A 17,666-nucleotide genomic window follows, 5' to 3' on the forward strand; every position below is an offset into this window, starting at 1 on the left:
AAAACCAAACGGTTGCCTTTCGATTCCGAGCCCGCCTGACCGGCTTGCCCCTCGAAAGAGATGCGCATTCTACAGACTTCTCGGTGGTCGTCAACAAGGTTTTTGAAGAAATCTCAAAAACCTTGTTAAGTGAGCATGCTTCAGCCCAACGAGACCTTAATAGCGGCGGCGCTGCGCATCGCTTTATCCTTGGCCTCCTCTACGGAATCCCCTTTCGCCAGGGCCACTCCCATCCGACGGCGACCAGACAGTTCCGGTTTACCAAACAGCCGCAGCTGTACATCGCTTTCGCTCAGCGCCTGCTCAAGCCCAGAATAGGCAGGAGCCGTCGACTCCCCTTCGGGCAATACCACCGCAGACGCCGCCGGCCCAAGCTGGCGAATCGACGGAACCGGCAACCCAAGGATCGCCCGGGCATGAAGCGCAAACTCCGACAGGTCCTGGGACACCAGAGTGACCAGGCCAGTATCGTGTGGTCGCGGCGACACTTCAGAAAAATAGACATCATCGCCCCGCACAAACAGTTCAACCCCGTATATCCCATAGCCACCGAGGTTCTCTGTTACCGCTGCGGCGATCTCCCGGGAACGAGCCAGCGCCTTGTCGCTCATGGGCTGAGGCTGCCAGGACTCCCGGTAGTCGCCATCTTCCTGACGATGGCCGATGGGGTCGCAGAAGCTGACACCATCACGATGGCGCAACGTCAACAGCGTGATCTCATAGTCAAAAGGCACAAACCCTTCCACGATGACCCGTCCTTTACCCGCACGCCCACCGGTTTGGGCATAATCCCAGGCGGCCTTAAGCTCACTTTGGTTCTTTACTGTACTTTGTCCCTTACCGGACGAACTCATCACCGGCTTAACCACCAGAGGCAGACCAATGGCTTCCGCCGCTGCCATGAAGCTCTCTTCGGAATCCGCAAACTGGTAGGGCGACGTCGGCAGTCCCAGCTCTTCCGCTGCCAGCCGGCGAATGCCTTCACGGTTCATGGTCAGGTTCACCGCCCGGGCAGTGGGCACAACGTTGTAGCCCTCTTCCTCCAGGCGCACCAGTTCGGGTGTTGCGATAGCCTCAATCTCCGGCACGACCAGATTGGGGCGCTCCTGCTCAATGACCTTCCGAAGCTGCTGCGCATCGAGCATATCGATGACATGGCTACGATGGGCCACCTGCATGGCTGGCGCATTGGCGTAGCGATCCACCGCGATCACTTCCACCCCCAGTCGCTGCAACTCGATGACCACTTCCTTGCCGAGCTCTCCGGAACCGCACATCAGTACCCGATAGGCGTTGCCTTTCAGTGGCGTTCCCAGGCTGACCGTTGAATCCATGCTCACGATGCTTACTCCCCTATTGATAGATGATCTGTTGCCGGACTGACGCGATCAGAGCGAGACCGCCCGCTCCCGCTGGGCGACCTTGACCAGAACTTCCCGCTTTTCGTCATTGCTCATCTGGGTCCAGCGCAGGATTTCATCGCCAGTGCGATGACAACCAATACAGACGTCCTGCTCATCCAGCGCGCAGATACTGACGCAGGGTGAAGCCACCCGGTCCTGTCGATTCACTTCAGTCTCCTATTACCTTCAAGCTGGAACGATAACGCTCACCATTCTGAACATAGTGGGCAGCGCTCAGTTCCAGCATTTTCTTCTGGTTATCGTTCAGCTCTTTTTTGATTCGCCCCGGTGAACCAATCACCATCGACCCATCCGGCACGACCATACCTTCGGGAATCAGGGTGTTGGCACCGATCAGGCAGTGCTTGCCAATCCGGGCCCCATTCAACACCACCGCATTGATGCCAATCAGCGAATAATCGCCAATTTCGCAGCCATGGAGCATGGCCTTATGGCCAACCGTGACACCACGACCCAGCGTCACCTTGATGCCGGCATCGGTATGGATAACGGTCCCGTCCTGCACATTGCTTTCAGGTCCGATGGTAATCAGGTCGTTGTCACCGCGGATCACAACGTTGAACCAGACGCTGCTGCGCTCCTCCAACACTACGCTACCAATAACGGTGGCGTTCTCCGCCACAAACTGCCCTTCGCCGCGAAACTCAGGACGGCGATCCGCCAGTTCGTACAACATACAGTCTCTCCTCATCGTTATTTTTATGACGCGGGAACCCCCGTGGCCGCCCGAGCTGGCCAAACCATGCCGATTGGCAGCCGCCGGTCAGGGGCGCCTTGGCTCCAACAGGTCGATGCCGGCATCGTACACAGCATTCAGGAAGTCGACCAGAATGATCGCTGACAACCCCCAGATCTGATAGCGATCCCAGCGGTAGCAAGGCACATGAAGGGTGTGATTCAAAAAGGTAATGACGTCGGTCCGCTCACGCTCATCGGCAAGGAAGAACTCGATGGGCACCTGGAAGATGCTTTCAATCTCCGCCGGGTTGGCCATCAGCTCCGAGTGTTTGGGAATCACGCCGACAAACGGCGTCACCAGAATGCCATGACGGGACATCACCTGACTCAAGGGCGCCACAACCTGCACCAGATCCGGAGCCAGCCCGATCTCCTCATGAGTCTCCCGCAACGCGGTCGCGGTCAGGGAGGCGTCATCGCTGTCCCGTTTACCACCGGGGAAAGCCACCTGACCGCGATGGGTCTTGAGGTTGGCAGAACGCAGAGTAAACACCAGCTCGGGATTGCCAGGGTTATCGGTTACCGGGACCAGCACACCAGCTTCAGGGTAGTCCAGCGCCAGCTGTCGGGGGGCATAGCCAGCCAGGCGTTCGGTTAGAAGGTCTCGCAATTCACAACTCCCTAATGCAGAAAAGGAACAGATGAGACAGCGGCGGATGAGGGGGATACACTGTTCCGGCATCCACCGGAACAGTATACGAGGAACTCAATGAAATACTGCAGCAGTTGCGGCCATACCGTCGAGCACCGAATTCCGGAGGGCGACAACCGTCCCCGCTACGTATGCCCCAGCTGCGAGACCATACACTACCAGAATCCCCGTATCGTCGCCGGTACCGTGCCCATCTGGAATGGCCAGATATTGCTGTGCCGACGGGCTATCGAGCCCAGGTACGGTTACTGGACCCTGCCTGCCGGTTTCATGGAGAACTCGGAGACCACCCTGGAGGCGGCGGCGCGGGAAACCTGGGAAGAGGCCCTGGCTGACGTCAATATTGACGACCTCTACACCATCATCCACGTTCCCCACATCGACCAGGTCCATATGTTCTACCGGGCCACGCTGAAGAATGGCGAATATGGGGTGGGAGAGGAATCCCTGGAAAGCCGGCTATTCGGGCTGGACGAGATCCCCTGGGATGACATCTCGTTCCCCACGGTCAAACGGACTCTGGAGCTGTTTATTGCCGATACCGACAATGAACACTTTCCCGTCCACGTCAGCGATATCCGCTTCCGTCTGGGCAAAAAGTAATCATCGCAGACCGACGATCAGGGTAACTCTTCCAGACGATACACTTCGTAGGCCGGTTCCTCGTAAGGGTGCGCGGCCTTCAGGGCCTCAACCGCGCGCGCGATCAGCCCATCCTCACAAACCAGCTCAACCTTGTACTCGCTGACGACTTCCAGCTCGCCGCGCTCGCCCAGAAACGGCTGACTACCATCCAGCGGCCGAAACTGGCCCTGCCCCAGAGTTTGCCAGGCGCAACAATCGTAATCGCCAATACGACCCGCCCCCACCTCAAACAATGCTCGCTTGGTTTGTTCCAGGTGAGATTCCGGCACAAAGAAACACAGCTTGAACACACACGCCTCCGTTGGCTGCCTGGACGGTTCGCATCCGTCGTCTATATTTTGTACAAACCAATCAACCAGAGAGTTACCCACAGATTCTGTGGATAAGTCTGTGGGAAAATTTGGGGTAGAGCCTCTAATCCCCCAGAATTACTGGCATCAAGACAAATTGGCGACAAATTCACCTAATACAATAAGTTCATTAATTTCAACAGGTTACTTGACTGCTCCCGGCGATGGCAAGAAACGGGCGCAATCAGGCGACAGAGGCCATAACGGCGGGATGGAATGTGCATAAAAATCGCGAGTCAAGTAAAAAATCAACGTTTATGACCAATTTTTCTATTGATTTTTGACGCAGGACTGCATCAAACCGCGACACATTTCCTCTCCCTGGTAATGAATACAAAAAAACCGGTCATGGAAGGTGCCTTGCCCGCACCGCCCATGACCGGTTTTAGTTCAACCGCCGGAATCCGTCAAACCGGATCAGCCAAGCCAGCGCCGGGCATTGCGGAACATCCGCAGCCAGGGACCGTCTTCACGCCACTCGTCTGGACGCCACGAGAACTGAGGTGCCCGGAATACCCGCTCTGGGTGGGGCATCATGATGGTGACCCGACCGTCCTGGCTGGTCACACCGGAAATACCTGCCGGCGAACCATTGGGGTTGTACGGATAACGCTCGGTCACCTGGCCTCGGTTATCAACGTAACGCAACGCCACCAGTTGGTCGCCGGCCAGCTGTTCAGCCGACCCCGAGGCAAACTCGGCACGCCCCTCACCATGAGCCACAGCAATCGGCATGCGGGAGCCGACCATGCCATCCAGGAACGCCGAGTTGGACTCTGCCACCTCAACCATCGCCAGGCGCGCCTCGAACTGCTCAGACTGGTTACGCACGAAGCGCGGCCAGCCGTCGCTGCCGGGGATCAGCTCGTGGAGGTTGGACAACATCTGGCAGCCATTGCACACACCAAGGGTCAGGGTGTCATCGCGATCAAAGAACGCAGCGAACTGGTCACGTACCCGATCGTTGAACAGGATCGACTTGGCCCAGCCCTCGCCCGCGCCCAATACATCACCATAGGAGAAGCCGCCGCAGGCTACCAGAGTCTTGAAGCCGTCCAGACTGACCCGACCGGACAGCAGATCGCTCATGTGAACGTCGACTGACTCGAAACCGGCCCTATCAAAAGCGGCGGCCATTTCAACCTGCCCATTGACACCCTGCTCACGTAACACGCCCACCCTTGGACGCTGTCCGGTGTTGATGTATGGCGCTGCCACGTCTTCGTTGATATCAAAAGTCAACTCAGCGTGGAGACCCGGGTCTTCGGCGTCCAGCAGGTTATCAAACTCTTCCTGGGCGCAATCGGCGTTGTCCCGCAGCGACTGAATGCGGTAGCTGGTCTCTGCCCACAACCGCTGGAGCTCAGCACGGGGTTCATCAATGACCGGATCATCCCCAAAGGTAAACCGCACCCGGTCGTCCACATTCAGCGTACCGATCACCGAGGTATGTTCCCCCAGCCCCGCTCCGGAGAACTGCTGCAGCACAAATTCGGTGTCTTCCCGACGAACCTGAATCACCGCGCCCAGTTCCTCGTTGAACAGCTCACGGGCAAACTGGGACGATTCTTCCGCCAGACCATCCAGCTTGGCATCAATGCCAACGTGGCCGGCGAACGCCATCTCCGTCAGGGTGACGAACAGCCCGCCATCCGAACGGTCGTGGTAGGCCAAAAGCTTGCCATCACTGTTGAGACCCTGGATCACCGCAAAGAACGCTTTCAGATCTTCAGGATCGTCCAGGTCCGGTGCCACCGCACCCACCTGGCCGTAGACCTGCGCCAACGCGGAACCACCCAGACGGTTCTGGCCGGCCGCCAGGTCCACCAGGATCAAATCGGTTTCACCAGCGTCAGAGCGCAGCTGCGGAGTCAAAGTACGACGCACATCAGTCACCGGCGCAAAGCCACTGACGATCAGTGACAGCGGCGAGGTCACGCTCTTCTGCTCACCGTTGTCCTCGTCCCAGACGGTCTTCATGGACATGGAATCCTTGCCGACCGGGATGGCAATTCCCAGCGCGGGACACAGTTCCATTCCAACCGCTTTTACGGTTTCGTAGAGGTTTTCGTCTTCACCCGGGTGACCGGCTGCCGCCATCCAGTTGGCTGACAGGCGAATATCGGCAATCCGCCCAATAGGCGCTGCCGCCAAGTTGGTGATGGTTTCACCCACCGCCATGCGACCGGACGCAGGCGAATCAATCGTCGCCACTGGTGTGCGCTCACCCATCGCCATGGCTTCCCCGGTGGTGACATCAAAAGAGGTCGCCGTAACCGCCACGTCACTCACCGGCACCTGCCAGGGACCAACCATCTGGTCACGGGCGACCAAACCGGTGATGGTGCGATCACCGATGGTGATCAGGAAGCTCTTGCTGCCCACCGAAGGCAGCCGCAACACGCGCCGGATGGCGTCGCCCAGATCAATCTCGGAACTGTCAAAGATCGGCTTGGTAAACGAAGAGCGAGCGACACTGCGGTGCATTTTCGGCGGCTTGCCGAACAGCACGTCCATGGGCAGGTCGACCGCCTTGTCGTTGAAGTAGGAGTCGGCCAGCTCCAGGTGATGGGTCTCGGTTGCCTCACCAATCACCGCGTACGGGCACCGCTCGCGTCGACAGATGGCGTCGAAACGCTCCAGCTGGTCTGGAGCCACCGCCAGCACGTAGCGCTCCTGGGACTCGTTGCACCAGATTTCCAGTGGTGACATGCCAGGCTCGTCGTTGGGAATATCCCGCAGCTCGAACTTGCCACCACGGCCACCGTCCTTCACCAGCTCAGGCATGGCGTTGGACAGACCGCCGGCGCCGACGTCGTGGATAAAGCTGATCGGATTGGCCTCGCCCATCTGCCAGCAGCGGTCAATCACTTCCTGGCAGCGACGCTCCATTTCCGGGTTGTCCCGCTGGACCGATGCGAAGTCCAGGTTCTCATGGCTGGAACCGGAATCCATGGAGGACGCGGCGCCACCACCCAGGCCGATCAGCATCGACGGTCCGCCCAGCACAATCAGCTTGGCGCCAACCGGGATGGTGCCCTTCTCAACATGGTCGGCACGGATGTTACCCATGCCACCGGCAATCATGATCGGCTTGTGGTAGCCACGCACTTCCTCGCCTTCCGGTCCGGCCACCTTCTCTTCAAAGGTACGGAAATAACCAGCCAGAGCGGGACGACCAAACTCGTTGTTGAACGCAGCGCCCCCAATCGGCCCCTCGATCATGATATCCAGGGCCGAAGCGATGCGGTCCGGCTTGCCGTAACCGCCTTCCCAGGGCTGGGGATCGTTTGGCAGATTCAGGTTGGACACAGTAAAGCCAGTCAGACCCGCCTTGGGTTTGGCGCCACGTCCGGTTGCGCCCTCATCACGGATCTCACCACCGGAACCGGTGGCAGAACCGGCAAACGGCGAGATAGCGGTGGGATGGTTGTGGGTTTCCACCTTCATGAGGATGTGAACATCTTCCTCATGGTAGCGATAAACACCGGAATCGGCTTGCGGGTAGAAGCGCCCCGCGCGACTGCCCTCGATCACCGCAGCATTGTCCTTGTAGGCCGACAACACGCCTTCGCCATTCATTTCATGGGTATTGCGTATCATCGCAAACAGCGACTTTTCCTGAGCCTCGCCATCAATATCCCAGGACGCATTGAATATCTTGTGACGACAGTGCTCCGAATTGGCCTGGGCAAACATCATCAGCTCGACGTCGGTCGGATCACGCTGCAGGCCCGTGAAGGCCTCAACCAGGTAATCCACCTCATCGTCCGCGAGTGCCAGTCCCAGCTCACGGTTCGCCTGCTCGAGCGCCTTGCGACCGCCAGCCAGAATACTCACCCGATTGAGGGTCCGCGGCTCCTCACGATGGAACAGCAACTCGGCGCCGCCCATTTCATGGAACACCTTCTGGGTCATACGGTCGTGCAGCAGAGTAGCGATCTGCTCACGCTGCTCCAGTCCCAGCTTGGCAGACGCCTGAATATAAAACGCTGTGCCCCGCTCAATACGACGAATCTGCTTGAGGTTGCAGTTACGGGCGATATCGGTTGCCTTGCTGGACCAGGGTGATACCGTACCCGGCCGCGGAACAACCAGGAACAGAATACCCTCCGGCTCTTCCACCGCCACGCTCGGGCCGTAGGTCAGCAGTCGGGTCAGAACCTGCTCTTCCTCGGGCGCCAGCGGCGCATCGAGGTCTGTGAAGTGCATGAATTCCGCATAGACATGAGCCACCTCAGGAACAGCAGCCTGGAGCTGGGCAAGGAGTTTCTGAGAACGGAAAGGCGAGAGCGCCGGAGCGCCGCGAAGTTCCAGCATGGTTTAAACCTGTATCGCGCGAGTCTGGGAATCAGGCGTGTCCCGCCAATTGAGCCGGAACACCTGTCGATCTGAACGGCGGCCATAATACTGGAAAGCGCTGCGTGGATACAGAGACCAACGGCGGGGAATCCGACCAATGCAGGATTTGTAAATCGCCGCCCAGCCCCCACACTGGTGTTATCAACTGGCCACGCGGACCAAACACGTCAATGCAGCCACTTCAGTACCGTGGATACCACGTACAATACGCCAAGTTTTGCACAGTTTTTAATCAGCGCAATTGACCCGACGTGACAGCTGGGCGAGTATTCAGTCAGGCAAGGATCGCCTACCCGCGTGCTGTCCGGGGCGACCAACCAGGCATCCGTGAGGAAACCAGGGGTTGGACATCACGATCGTTTCGGCCTGAGTGAGGCACCATCACCTCGGTACCGTCGTACGGGAGACAATGGATTTGGCAACAATTCAACACCTGCTGAGCGGGCAGTACTGGCAGGCGCGCCTGTTCTGGCTGACGCTGTTCAGCTCGCTGCTGATTGGTGGCTGCTCACGCCCCACGACCCTGGCTGAAATCCGGTCCGAGGGTGTGTTGCACGTCATTACCCGCAATGCGCCCTCCATCTATTACGAAGACCGGGATGGCCCCGCAGGCTTCGAGTACGAGCTGGCCAAGCGCTTTGCCGATCACCTGGGCGTGGAACTCCGGGTTCGGGTCGCCGACGACAACACCGAGATCCTGTCGGTGCTTGATCGCAATTACGCCCACATTGGCCTCGCCGGCTTTGCCGACAACCCGGTATACAGCGACCGATTCCGAGCCGTGCCCATTGGCCTGAGCGCGGAATCAGTGGTGATCTACAATCGCGACACCCCGCGCCCGGAATCCGTGGCTGATCTGGCCGGCACGCCGCTGCATCTCATTGCCGACAGTAATCACTTGCCTCACCTCGAAGCACTGAAAGCTGAGGTACCTGGATTGGAATGGCAACAGCACCCTGAGCTGGATGCCGCCGGTATCCTGGAACGGGTGGAATCGGGAGAGTTGCCGGTGGCTGTGATCGCCTCCAACGAACTGGCGATCAACCATGTGTTCTTTCCTGCCGTGAAAAAAGCGTTCAGTCTCAACGAGCCTGAGAACCTGGCCTGGCTGCTGCCAGCGGAGCAGGACCCATCCCTGGTCGAGGCGGTTGAAGGCTTTCTTGGTGAACTGGCCAGCGATGGCACCCTGGCCCAACTGAAAGAGCGCTACTACGGCCATCTGGATCGTCTCAATTACGTCGGCGCCCGCACCTTTGTTCACCACGTTCGTAACCGACTGCCCCGTTATGAAGACCTGTTCCGGGAGTTCGCCGATCGTCACGATCTGGACTGGCGACTGCTGGCGGCCATCGGCTATCAGGAATCCCACTGGCGCCCCAATGCGGTCTCGCCAACGGGCGTTCGAGGCCTGATGATGCTGACCCGCAACACCGCCAGCTACGTTGGCATCGACAATCGCCTGGACCCAAAACAGAGTGTGGAGGGTGGCGCCCGCTACTTCACCATGGTTTACAACCGCATTCCCGATCGCATCCCCGAGCCGGACCGGACCTGGTTTGCGCTGGCATCCTACAACGTTGGCTTTGGCCACCTTGAAGATGCCCGCCGCCTCACCGAGGGCGCCGGCAAAGATCCTGATCGCTGGATGGACGTGAAGGAGTTCCTGCCATTGCTGGCCCAGAAAGAGTGGTACAGCAAGACCCGGTTTGGTTACGCCCGAGGCTACGAGCCGGTGATCTATGTGCAGAACATTCGCCGCTATTACGACGTGCTGGCGTGGATGCGGGACCCGGCCCAGAACACGGAACACCTGGCCAGCCAGGAGGTGCCCTCGCTGTCGGAAGACATGGTGATCGGCGAGGGCCAGACACTGGATGACAGCCATCCCAGCCTGCCCAAATCCCTTGGGGTGACCCCTCCCACGCTGTAGTCGGCACTGGTTGCCAGTACTGTTCGCCGGTATCGGCAGTCAGTGTGGGTAGTCAGCCAGGCCCAACTCATCGTCTTCAGGCCCGGTGATCTCCAGCGCCTGTTCCACCTGCTCGCCGCTGAAGCCCCGCTGGGAAAGGAACCGGGCCTGGCGCCCCTTCTCTTTCCAGTCGTCCCGAAGGTCCGTCAGCCCAAACCGTCGCCGCCGGACAGCAATTGCCTGTTGCCGCCAGCGGTGCTCGGACACATCGTTTATACACGCCGGAGTGAAACGGATGCCTCGCTGTTGCAGTTCGCTGCGAATCCGCAATGGTCCATAGCCCAGTTCGAAGCGCTGACGAGCGTACACATCGGCGAATCGCTCGTCGCTGAGCCAGCCTTCAGCCTCGAATTCATCCAGAACCGGATCAATCACACGGCTGTCCACCCGCCGTTGTCGCAGCTTGGTGGCCAGCTCGAACCGACTGTGTTCACGCCGCGCCAGCAGGCGCAGGGCGATGGATTTTGCCAGCTGTTCCGGATCCTCCGGTTTACCCCGATTTGCCAATTGACTCTTCCCGCCCGCACGAACAAAGCGCTAGACTAGCGCGCGATCACTCCCCCAACCGGACTCCGGCGCAGCCGGCAGGACCGATGAGTGGTGCCGGCCACAATGGCCGGACACCGATGTCTGGGGAGCCTCTGAACCACCCCGGATCGTCCTGGACGATCAGCGCGGTTCACCAATAAGCCGCGACTTTGCAGCAATGGCCGAGGCCTTTCAAGCAGTTGCGACACAAGCGTGAACGAGGCTGGTTATCCGCGGGCAATGTGGTGTGGCGCAAGGGCTCCCGGGTTTCAACATTAAGGATACCGCTATGGCCGCATTCATCCAGAAGCTGTTCAAGAGTCGCAAACAACCGACTGCCCCGGCCCCCAAGGCCGCCGTACCAGAGGCCGAACCGCAACCGGATCGACAGGATGAACTCAGGGCCGAGCAACAACGCCAGTTATCAGCCTCTCCGTCAATTGAGCAATTGGAAACACTGGCCAGTCAGGGGGTGACAGCGGACATCCGTCGTCAGGCTGCCCAGGCCATCGACTCTCCGGACGCCCTGCAACGCCTGCAAAAACTGGCCAAAGGGAAAGACAAAGCCGTCTTCCAGATTGCACGCCAGAAATTGCAGGACCTGCGCCAGAGCGAAGAGGCGGAAGCCAGGCTTCAGACCCGCATTCAGGCACTGATCCAGAATGCCCGGGATCAGGCCCGCAGTGATGATACCAAGCTGTTCCAGGCCCGGCTCGAAGCACTGCACCAACAATGGCAGGAGGTTAGCCAGCAGGCCAGCCCCCAGAACAATACCGACTTCCTCAGCGCCTTCCAGGCATGCCGCGAACGTGCTGACGCCCTGAAGGCGGAAGCGGCAGAGCAGGCACGCCATATCGACCAGGCCCGCGAGCGGGCGGATACCTTGGGCCTGCTGGAGGACACCCTTTCAGGCCTCCGCCAGCCCGGCGAATCCTCTCCCTCCGTTGCGTCACTGGATGCGCTGCAGAAAACCCAGGAGAACCGCTGGCTGGAAGCGACCCGGGAGACCAGCGTCGACAAGACCGAACAGAAGCGCTACGAATCCGCAATGCAGGCTCTCAAAGCCTACCTGGCAGCGGCCCGACGGTTGAGCCAGAAAACCGCCGACATAGAGGCCCTGACCTCCCGCGAGGATGGCGACGAGCAGAGTGCTGCCATCAAGACGCTGCTCAACGACATTGACTGGCCGACTGGTTTCCCTCGCCCGGAACCTATTGAGACCCTGGTGGCTCAGCTTCGGGCCCGCCAGCCAGCCCCGGCCCCGGTGCAGCCCGCCGATGACCAGAAAGCCCTGGTCAAGGAGCTGAAGGCCACTCTGGATACCCTGGAGCAGGCCCTGGAAGCGGACCGCCTGAAGGACTCCCGCCAACTGTTCAAGAAAGCCCAGCAACAACACAAAGCGCTGTCTCAGCACAATGGCAGGACACTCAACGCCCGCCTGCAGGTGCTTGGCGGTCGCCTGCGGGAACTCAATGACTGGCAGGGATTTGCAACCCAGCCCAAGCAGGAAGCACTCTGCGAGCAAATGGAATACCTGGCGGAACAGCCCATTGAGCCTGAAGCCAAGGCCGAACGCATCCGCGAACTGCAACACGAATGGCGCAACCTCGGCGGTTCGTCAGATCGCAACCTGTGGACCCGGTTCAAGCAGGCTTCTGATCGTGCCTATGAGCCGTGCAAGGCCTATTTCGCGGCCAAGTCCGGCCTGAAACAGAACAACCTGCAGAAACGGGAAGCCATTTGCGACGAGCTGCAGGTATTCGTCGACAACGCCGACTGGCAGAGCGTCGACTGGAAAGCCGTCGACCAGATCCTGCGGACCGCCCGCAACGAATGGAAAGCCGCCTGGCCGGTGGAGTTCCGCGACAACCGGTCGGTGCAAAAACGTTTCGACGACCTGATCCAGCGTATTGAAGCGCCACTGAACGAAGAACGTGGCCGTAACGAAGCCCTGAAGCAGGACATCGTTGACCGCGCCCAGGCACTGATCAGTCACGAGCCCCTGCGGGATGCCATGGATCAGGCCAAGGCCCTGCAAACCGAGTGGAGTGACATTGGCGTTACCCGTCACCGCGAGGACCGCAAGCTCTGGCGCGCCTTCCGCCAGGCCTGTGACGACATTTTTGCCCGTCGCGAAGCTCAGCGCAATCAACAGGAACAACAGTCCCGGGAAGCGGAAGACCAGTTGGAAACCCTGCTGACAGAGACCGCTGCCCTCGATGGCCTGGCGCCCGAATCTGCGCTGGTGGACGCCCGCAACCGTCTGCAAACCCTGCAGCAGTCGCCACTGTCGAAGGCCATGGCTGAACGCGCCCGTTCGGAACGGGATCGGCTCACGGTGCTGCTGGAGTCCGCCAAATTCAGGGCTCGTGTGGAGCAATGGATGGATCTCGTCAGCGGCGACGGCGAACCGGAGCAGCAGAAGAAAGACTGGCAGAAACGCAGTACGGAGCTGCAAGCACTGTCGGCCCAGGACATCGTGATCCGCGCCGAAATCCTCACCGAGACGCCGTCACCGGACAGCGATCAGGCCCAGCGCATGGAGATCCAGGTACAGCGCCTGTCCGAAGGACTCGGCGGTGGTTCCAACTCCGGCAGCACCAGCGACCAGCTGGAATCTCTGGTCGCCGCCTGGTGCCTGACCCAGGCCTCGGAACAGCGAACGCCTGAGCTGCAACAGCGCCTGTTGCAGGCACTGAAGAACCTCTAACGCCCCTACTCGTCCGTGCCCGGCTCCCGCTGGTTGGTACGAACGAACGCGTAGGCCCGGTCAACCTCGGACCGGGCCCGCTCCTTCATTTCCTCCAGCTCCTGGTCGGACAGGTAAAACCTCATGTCAATGGTGTGACGGTAGTAACGCGGCGGCAGCTGGTTAAGCGCAACACACATGACATCGGCCAGAAACGCCGGATCATCCTCCGGCTGTCGCGCCGCCTCCAGCGCATCGGCGACCAGGCGCTCGTTAAAGTTATCTATCGCATCAAGTAACGACATCGGCTCGCTCCTCCCGACCACACCATTGGTTAACCTTCTCAGCTGGCCAACCTACCGGAATCGCGCATCTCGCACCGGAATGTCAACGCAGCCTCCCTAACCATAGCCTCCAGACCCCACCGCAACCAGTGCGGACTGCCCGACCTGAGCGCTTTCGCTAATTGGATTGGCAGAGCCTGTCATTACACAGCCAAGGAACGAACCGCTATGGTTAGCGACCAAGACTAACAACACCAGAGGAAACAACATGAGCACCGAGGCCTACATCTTCGATGCAGTGCGCACGCCCCGAGGCCGTGGCAAGAAAGACGGCGCCCTCCACAGCGTCAAGCCCATCACCCTGATGACCACCGTCCTCAACGCGTTGCAGCAGAGAAACAGCCTGGACACCGCTCAGGTTGATGACATCGTCCTGGGCTGTGTCACCGCTGTGGGTGACCAGGGTGCCGATATCGCCAAGACCGCCGCACTGGCCGCCGACTGGGACGAGGCGGTTGCCGGCGTCACCCTCAACCGTTTCTGCGCCTCTGGACTGGAAGCCGTAAACCTGGCGGCGATGAAGGTCCGCTCCGGCTGGGAAGACCTCGTGGTTGCAGGCGGCGTGGAAGCCATGTCCCGGGTGCCGATGGGCTCCGACGGCGGAGCCTGGGCAATGGACCCGGCCACCAATCTGCACACCGGCTTCATGCCCCAGGGCATTGGCGCCGACCTGATCGCCACCATCGAAGGCTTCAGTCGCGAGGATGTCGACCAGTTTGCCGTGCGCTCCCAGCAGAAAGCCGCAAACGCCTGGGAAAAGGGTTATTTCAGCCGCTCCATCGTGCCGGTAACGGACCAGAATGGCGTCACTATCCTGGATCGCGACGAACACGTCCGTGGCAACACCACGACGGAGTCCCTCGGCCAGCTCAAACCGTCATTCCAGATGATGGGAGAGATGGGCTTCGATGGTGTCGCGCGGGAAAAATACCACTACGTTGAGCAGATCAACCACGTCCACCACGCCGGTAATTCCTCCGGTATTGTTGATGGCGCCACAGCCATGCTGATTGGCAGCGAGGCCAAGGGCAAGGAGCTTGGTCTCAAACCCCGCGCCCGGATCGTCGCCACCGCGGTCACCAGCACCGACCCCACCATCATGCTCACCGGTCCGGCCCCCGCCGCCCGCAAGGCGCTGGCAAAAGCCGGCATGACCGCTGACCAGATTGACCTGTTCGAGGTCAACGAAGCCTTCGCATCGGTGGTCATGCGGTTCCAGCGGGAACTGTCCGTGCCCGATGACAAAGTCAACGTCAACGGCGGCTCCATTGCCATGGGCCATCCCCTGGGCGCCACCGGCGCTATCATTCTCGGCACCCTGCTCGATGAGCTCGAGCGACGCGATCAGCGTTTCGGCCTGGCCACCCTGTGCGTGGGCGGCGGCATGGGTATTGCCACCATCATCGAACGCTGCTGAGCCGACGACCGAACCTGACAGGAGAACCGATTATGAGCGCTATTCGCTACGACTTGGGTGCTGACCAGATCCTCACCCTGACCATCGACATGCCGGGCCAGTCCGCCAATACCATGAACGCGGAGTTCCGCACCGCCCTGACCGAGACCGTAGAGCGTGTCCGCGCTGATCTCGAGGGTATTCGCGGCATTGTCATCGCCTCCGCCAAAAAGACCTTCTTCGCCGGCGGCGACCTCAACGAACTGCACCAGGTAACCCGCGACCAGGCCCGGGAATTCGAGTCCATGGTGGACGGACTGAAGGGCTCCATGCGGGCACTGGAAACCTGCGGCAAACCAGTGGTCGCCGCCATCAACGGTACTGCCCTGGGCGGCGGACTGGAAATCGCCCTGGCCTGTCACCACCGGGTCGTGCTGGACGATGACCGCATCCAGCTGGGTCTGCCGGAAGTTACCCTGGGCCTGCTCCCGGGCGGTGGCGGCACCCAGCGCCTGCCGCGAATGATCGGTCTGGAAGCGGCTTTCCCGTACCTGATGGAAGGCAAGAAAGTGGCTCCCAAAGCGGCCCTGAAAGCGGGCATCGTCGATGACCTGGCCACCTCCGCCGATGAGCTGATCAGCAAGGCGCGGGCCTTTATCGATGCCAATCCCAGCTGCCAGCAGCCCTGGGACAAGAAAGGCTTCAAGCTGCCCGGCGGCGCCCCCCATCATCCGGCCATGGCCCAGAAACTGGCCATCGCACCGGCCATGCTGAAACAGAAAACCAAAGGCTGTTACCCGGCACCGGAACGTATCCTGTCGGCCGCGGTAGAAGGTTGCCAGGTTGACTTCGACAATGGCAGCCGAATTGAAACCCGCTACTTCGCCGAACTGGTGATCGGCCAGGTTGCCAAGAACATGACCGGCACCTTCTGGTTCCAGCTCAACGCCATCAAGGCCGGAGGCAGCCGCCCCCAGGGCATCGACCAGGCCCGCTTCAGCAAGGTGGGCATTCTGGGTGCCGGTATGATGGGCGCAGGCATTGCTTACTCCACCGCCACCCGCGGCATCGACGTGGTGCTGAAGGACATCTCCGCGGAGAACGCCGAGAAAGGCAAAAGCTACTCTGAACAGTTGCTGGCCAAGAAAGTCAGCCGCAAGCGGATGACCGAAGACCAGAAAGCGGAGGTACTGGCGCGAATCACTGCGACAGCCGCAGCCGACGATCTGGCCGGCTGTGACCTGATCATCGAAGCCGTGTTCGAGGACAGCGACCTGAAAGCCAAGGTTACCCAGGAAGCTGAGCCTCGACTCACCGACAACGGCATCTTTGCTTCCAACACCTCCACCATCCCCATCACCCAGTTGGCAGAGGCCTCCGGCAAGCCGGAGAACTTCATTGGCCTGCACTTTTTCTCACCGGTGGACAAGATGCAACTGGTTGAGATCATCGTGGGCGAAAAGACCTCCGACGACACCCTCGCCCGGGCCTTCGACTATGTGCTGCAGATCGGCAAGATCCCGATCGTGGTGAACGACAGCCGTGGTTTCTTCACCTCGCGGGTGTTCGGCACCTTCGTCAACGAGGGCATCGCCATGCTGGCGGAAGGCGTTCACCCGTCCAGCATCGAGAATGCCGGTGTGCTGGCAGGCATGCCGGTCGGGCCCCTGGCGATTTCCGACGAGGTCAGCCTGACGCTGATGCAGCACATTCGTGCCCAAAGCCGCAAAGACACCGAGGCCGCCGGAGGCACCTGGGTTCCCCACCCCGCGGAAGCCGTGATCGACCAGATGGTCGAGAACCAGGGCCGCAAGGGCAAGGCCGCCGGTGCCGGCTTCTACGAGTACCCGGAGAAAGGCAAGAAGTTCCTCTGGCCGGAACTGGAAAATCTGTTCGTCGACCAGGAAAAGGCTCCTCAGGTCCAGCTCCAGGACCTGAAAGACCGCATCCTCTTCATCCAGGCCATTGAAACCGTTCGCTGCCTGGAGGAGGACGTGCTGCGCTCGATCGAGGACGCCAACATCGGCAGCATCTTCGGCATTGGCTACGCCCCCTGGACCGGCGGTGCCATTCAGTTTATTAACCAGTACGGCCTGCGTGATTTCGTCAACCGGGCCCGCGAACTGGCCGACCAGTACGGCGACCGCTTCAGCCCTCCGGCGCTGCTGGTGGAGAAAGCCGAGTCCAACACCCCCTTCAAGTAATCTGATCCCTGCCAGCTTCCCGACCGGGGAGCTGGCCCCTTCCCTCCCCAATTTGCAACCCCTTGTTTTCACGAGATCTCTCTGTATGCTCGGGGGCGGCGACAACCGTCACCATTGATGTACAGATTGTCACCTGACAGCCGTTGTCGACTATGGCAACCGGGTAGGCGCTTGCCTACAATGAATGAAGGGTCTTTGAATATCCCCAACCGTCTGTGCCTGGTGCCAGCGGACATCCCGGGGGTATCCAAAGGCGTCTTCAAAGATTGTCGCTCGGGGTCGTGGCGTGGCATCTGAAACAGTCTCAGGAGCGTAACGGTCAAGGAAGCTCCCCGGCGGGGTCCACCCCCAGAATCAGGTAATTA

The 17,666-nt window shown here is 60.2% G+C and carries 13 protein-coding genes; 5 read left to right on the forward strand and 8 right to left on the reverse strand.

Translation table 11 applies throughout. The features are described from left to right. Window positions 1-140 precede the first annotated feature (140 nt). From purT to MLD24_RS14600, 4 genes are all read right to left on the reverse strand, one after another. Window positions 141-1,334 (reverse strand): formate-dependent phosphoribosylglycinamide formyltransferase, encoded by a 1,194-nt coding sequence (purT, locus tag MLD24_RS14585; protein WP_248167582.1) that lies wholly within the window; start codon window positions 1,332-1,334, stop codon window positions 141-143. 54 nt (window positions 1,335-1,388) lie between these two features. Further along, on the reverse strand, window positions 1,389-1,571 hold the full coding sequence (locus MLD24_RS14590; RefSeq protein ID WP_227171606.1) for a DUF1289 domain-containing protein: 183 nt from the start codon (window positions 1,569-1,571) through the stop codon (window positions 1,389-1,391). A gap of 1 nt (window position 1,572) precedes the next feature. Further along, complete coding sequence (locus MLD24_RS14595) at window positions 1,573-2,100, reverse strand: gamma carbonic anhydrase family protein (RefSeq protein WP_248167465.1); 528 nt, start codon at window positions 2,098-2,100, stop codon at window positions 1,573-1,575. An 87-nt stretch (window positions 2,101-2,187) separates the two neighbouring features. After that, complete coding sequence (locus tag MLD24_RS14600; protein WP_227171608.1) at window positions 2,188-2,772, reverse strand: NUDIX hydrolase; 585 nt, start codon at window positions 2,770-2,772, stop codon at window positions 2,188-2,190. A gap of 99 nt (window positions 2,773-2,871) precedes the next feature. Between MLD24_RS14600 and MLD24_RS14605 the strand changes: the two genes are divergently transcribed. After that, window positions 2,872-3,417: an NUDIX hydrolase gene (locus tag MLD24_RS14605; protein ID WP_227171609.1), complete on the forward strand. Its 546-nt coding sequence runs from the start codon at window positions 2,872-2,874 to the stop codon at window positions 3,415-3,417. Window positions 3,418-3,434: 17 nt separating this feature from the next. Here the strand turns inward: MLD24_RS14605 and MLD24_RS14610 are convergent, their stop codons facing one another. Beyond that, window positions 3,435-3,749, reverse strand: coding sequence for a YqfO family protein (locus MLD24_RS14610; RefSeq protein WP_227171610.1), 315 nt, complete (start codon window positions 3,747-3,749; stop codon window positions 3,435-3,437). A 477-nt stretch (window positions 3,750-4,226) separates the two neighbouring features. Continuing rightward, the gene (purL, locus tag MLD24_RS14615; RefSeq protein ID WP_248167468.1) at window positions 4,227-8,129 is read right to left on the reverse strand and encodes a phosphoribosylformylglycinamidine synthase; all 3,903 of its coding nucleotides are present in this window, start codon (window positions 8,127-8,129) and stop codon (window positions 4,227-4,229) included. 514 nt (window positions 8,130-8,643) lie between these two features. Here purL and mltF point away from each other — a divergent pair. Continuing rightward, complete coding sequence (mltF, locus tag MLD24_RS14620) at window positions 8,644-10,101, forward strand: membrane-bound lytic murein transglycosylase MltF (RefSeq protein WP_425562334.1); 1,458 nt, start codon at window positions 8,644-8,646, stop codon at window positions 10,099-10,101. A gap of 39 nt (window positions 10,102-10,140) precedes the next feature. Here mltF and MLD24_RS14625 read toward each other — a convergent pair whose 3' ends face one another. Beyond that, window positions 10,141-10,647, reverse strand: coding sequence for a regulatory protein RecX (locus MLD24_RS14625; RefSeq protein WP_227171612.1), 507 nt, complete (start codon window positions 10,645-10,647; stop codon window positions 10,141-10,143). Window positions 10,648-10,957: 310 nt separating this feature from the next. Between MLD24_RS14625 and MLD24_RS14630 the strand changes: the two genes are divergently transcribed. After that, on the forward strand, window positions 10,958-13,378 hold the full coding sequence (locus MLD24_RS14630) for a DUF349 domain-containing protein (RefSeq protein ID WP_248167471.1): 2,421 nt from the start codon (window positions 10,958-10,960) through the stop codon (window positions 13,376-13,378). A gap of 5 nt (window positions 13,379-13,383) precedes the next feature. Here the strand turns inward: MLD24_RS14630 and MLD24_RS14635 are convergent, their stop codons facing one another. After that, window positions 13,384-13,662 (reverse strand): late competence development ComFB family protein, encoded by a 279-nt coding sequence (locus tag MLD24_RS14635; RefSeq protein WP_227171614.1) that lies wholly within the window; start codon window positions 13,660-13,662, stop codon window positions 13,384-13,386. 247 nt (window positions 13,663-13,909) lie between these two features. Here MLD24_RS14635 and MLD24_RS14640 point away from each other — a divergent pair, with 247 nt between their 5' ends. Together MLD24_RS14640 and MLD24_RS14645 are read left to right on the forward strand one after the other, a co-directional pair. Then, window positions 13,910-15,118, forward strand: a complete 1,209-nt coding sequence (locus MLD24_RS14640) for an acetyl-CoA C-acetyltransferase (protein ID WP_248167474.1) — start codon at window positions 13,910-13,912, stop codon at window positions 15,116-15,118. A 32-nt stretch (window positions 15,119-15,150) separates the two neighbouring features. Then, entirely contained in the window at window positions 15,151-17,301 is a 2,151-nt protein-coding gene (locus tag MLD24_RS14645; protein ID WP_248167476.1) for a 3-hydroxyacyl-CoA dehydrogenase NAD-binding domain-containing protein, read from the forward strand. Window positions 17,302-17,666 lie beyond the last annotated feature (365 nt).

It is taken from the genome of Marinobacter xestospongiae, assembly GCF_023156385.1.
GTDB classification, from domain to species: Bacteria; Pseudomonadota; Gammaproteobacteria; order Pseudomonadales; family Oleiphilaceae; genus Marinobacter; species Marinobacter xestospongiae.

Bases quoted from the DNA above. Each gene is read 5' to 3' on its own strand.
- purT (WP_248167582.1), bottom strand. From the start codon at position 1,334: ATGGATTCAACGGTCAGCCTGGGAACGCCACTGAAAGGCAACGCCTAT.
- MLD24_RS14595 (WP_248167465.1), bottom strand. From the start codon at position 2,100: ATGTTGTACGAACTGGCGGATCGCCGTCCTGAGTTTCGCGGCGAAGGG.
- MLD24_RS14605 (WP_227171609.1), top strand. From the start codon at position 2,872: ATGAAATACTGCAGCAGTTGCGGCCATACCGTCGAGCACCGAATTCCG.
- purL (WP_248167468.1), bottom strand. From the start codon at position 8,129: ATGCTGGAACTTCGCGGCGCTCCGGCGCTCTCGCCTTTCCGTTCTCAG.
- MLD24_RS14630 (WP_248167471.1), top strand. From the start codon at position 10,958: ATGGCCGCATTCATCCAGAAGCTGTTCAAGAGTCGCAAACAACCGACT.
- MLD24_RS14635 (WP_227171614.1), bottom strand. From the start codon at position 13,662: ATGTCGTTACTTGATGCGATAGATAACTTTAACGAGCGCCTGGTCGCC.
- MLD24_RS14640 (WP_248167474.1), top strand. From the start codon at position 13,910: ATGAGCACCGAGGCCTACATCTTCGATGCAGTGCGCACGCCCCGAGGC.
- MLD24_RS14645 (WP_248167476.1), top strand. From the start codon at position 15,151: ATGAGCGCTATTCGCTACGACTTGGGTGCTGACCAGATCCTCACCCTG.